Source organism: Chrysiogenia bacterium (assembly GCA_020434085.1).
Taxonomy (GTDB): Bacteria; JAGRBM01; JAGRBM01; order JAGRBM01; family JAGRBM01; genus JAGRBM01.
Genome location: JAGRBM010000066.1, coordinates 1 through 1,844, shown reverse-complemented (window position 1 = coordinate 1,844; position 1,844 = coordinate 1). Strand labels below are relative to the sequence as shown.

3 protein-coding genes are annotated in these 1,844 nt (G+C 63.0%); all 3 read left to right on the top strand.

Annotated elements, in window-relative coordinates; all coding sequences use genetic code 11:
- The coding region (locus KDH09_02275; GenBank protein MCB0218496.1) for a hypothetical protein at nt 1–567 on the top strand (567 nt) is incomplete at its 5' end.
- Entirely contained in the window at nt 564–1,544 is a 981-nt protein-coding gene (locus KDH09_02270) for a hypothetical protein (protein MCB0218495.1), read from the top strand. The genes KDH09_02275 and KDH09_02270, both read left to right, overlap by 4 nt.
- Nucleotides 1,541–1,844, top strand: a 304-nt coding sequence (locus KDH09_02265) for a DUF3492 domain-containing protein (GenBank protein MCB0218494.1), incomplete at its 3' end; no start/stop codon positions are given. The genes KDH09_02270 and KDH09_02265, both read left to right, overlap by 4 nt.

Sequence of the window (1,844 nt, the reverse complement as noted above, 5' to 3'; positions counted from 1 at the left end):
GCCCCGCTGAAAAAGGCCGACGGCAAACCGAGCTGCCTGCTCCTCGTGTCGGGCATTCCTTTTGTTTCGTTCACGCCGCGCCTGGCCGACATTGTTCTCCTGATCTGCGCCTGGACCGGCGAACTGCTGGATCTGGCCGCCGGAGCCGAGGGCCGCTATCGCGTGGTCCGTGGTTTGAAAAACATCCGCCTCTACACGGCCGAGCATTTCGCCTATCTCGTCAAACTCACCTTCGACGGCTACAACCGCCACCGTTTATCATCCACCGTCGTCGTGCTCAGTCTGCCCGCCGGCGACACCGCGACCAAGGAGCGCTTCGAGACCGTGATCCTCGCCAATGTGCGCGAAAGCGATTTTGCGGCCGAGACGGCCGGCACTGGTCTTGAGTTGTCCTTGCTGATGCCCCTGGTTGGAGAACGCGGGGTGCAGCTCTTCACCGAGCGCTGCCGCAAGGCGTTTGCCGCCGCCGGCCCATGGCCCGGTGAACTCGTCATCCGCAGTTTGAAGTTTGAAGACTACCCCAGCGCGGAGGCCTTGGCGGCGGCCATGCACGCCCCCCGCCCATGAAACGCCCGGCCCTGATCTGCCTGGTCGGCGGCGCCATCTTCGAAATCGGCGCGGCCTTCGCCCTCTGGTCCGAACAAGCACTGCCGGTCATTCTGCTGGTCCATCTGTTCGGCTCGGTGTTGTGGGGAGCCGGTATCGCCCGCACCGGAGTTTTGCTATCACGCCGGTCATTCGTCCCGGCCGCCTTCACCTTCATTTTGCCGGGGCTCGGGCTGCTCTTCGCGCTCGTCTTCCGCCGCATTGAAGAAACCGCCTTCAAGCCCGCCGATGAAGGCCACTTCATGACTTGGGGCACCGATGTGGATTTCGAGTCGAGCCTGCCCGAACCCACCACCCTTTCCACCCACTCCATCGTCAAGATTCTGCAAGGGCACAACGTGGGGCTGCGTCGCAGCTCCGTGCTGGCCCTCCGCGATTTGCCGCCCCACCTGGCCATTCCCTTGTTGCGCAAGGCGCTGCTCGACAGCGACGAACAAGTGCGCATTTACGCCCAGAACCTGCTGGCGGAAATTCTCGGCGGATTTGATCTGGGCGTCAAAAAACTCGAACAGGAACTCGCGGACCATCCCGGGGACGTGCAGCGCATGCTGCGGCTGGCGGAATACTATTATGAAATGGTGTATCTCAACATCGTCAGCGACGACGAGGCCATCGCCCACTATCTGGGCAAGGCGCTCGCCGTGGTCGGGGACGCCTATCCGCTGGCACCGCAGCATCGGATTCTGATCACGCATGCCCTGCGCTACAGTTTGCGTCTGGGCGACGTCGGGGCGGCGCAACTCTGGCTGGAGCGCCTGCAGGGCTTGGGCGCCACGCGTTCCTCCCTGCTGCCTTACGCCATCGAGCTCGCTTTCCTCCAGCGTGATTGGCAGCAACTCCTCTCGCTTTTCGACGAGTTCAGGAGCAGCCACGGTGCGAATCCGCGGATTGATCGCCTGGCCGACTTCTGGCGCACACCGCCGGCCCACACTGCATGAAACCACCGTCGACCAGTTCCGACCCGCATGGGATCGCCGACGTCTGCCTCGTGCTCGAGGGCACCTATCCTTACGTGCAAGGCGGCGTTTCGTCGTGGGTGCATCAGATCATCACCGAAATGCCGGACCTGACGTTCGCCATTTTTTATCTGGGCAGCACCCGGGAGCAAGCCAGCCGGCGGCGCTACGACATTCCATCGAACGTGGTCGTCCTGGAAGAGGTTTTCCTGTTCGAGCCGCTGCCGGACGAGGCGCTGGCGCCGGGGAAAATTTCCGCCGCGCTCAAGGGCGAATTTTACG

Bases quoted from the DNA above. Each gene is read 5' to 3' on its own strand.
- KDH09_02270 (MCB0218495.1), top strand. From the start codon at position 564: ATGAAACGCCCGGCCCTGATCTGCCTGGTCGGCGGCGCCATCTTCGAA.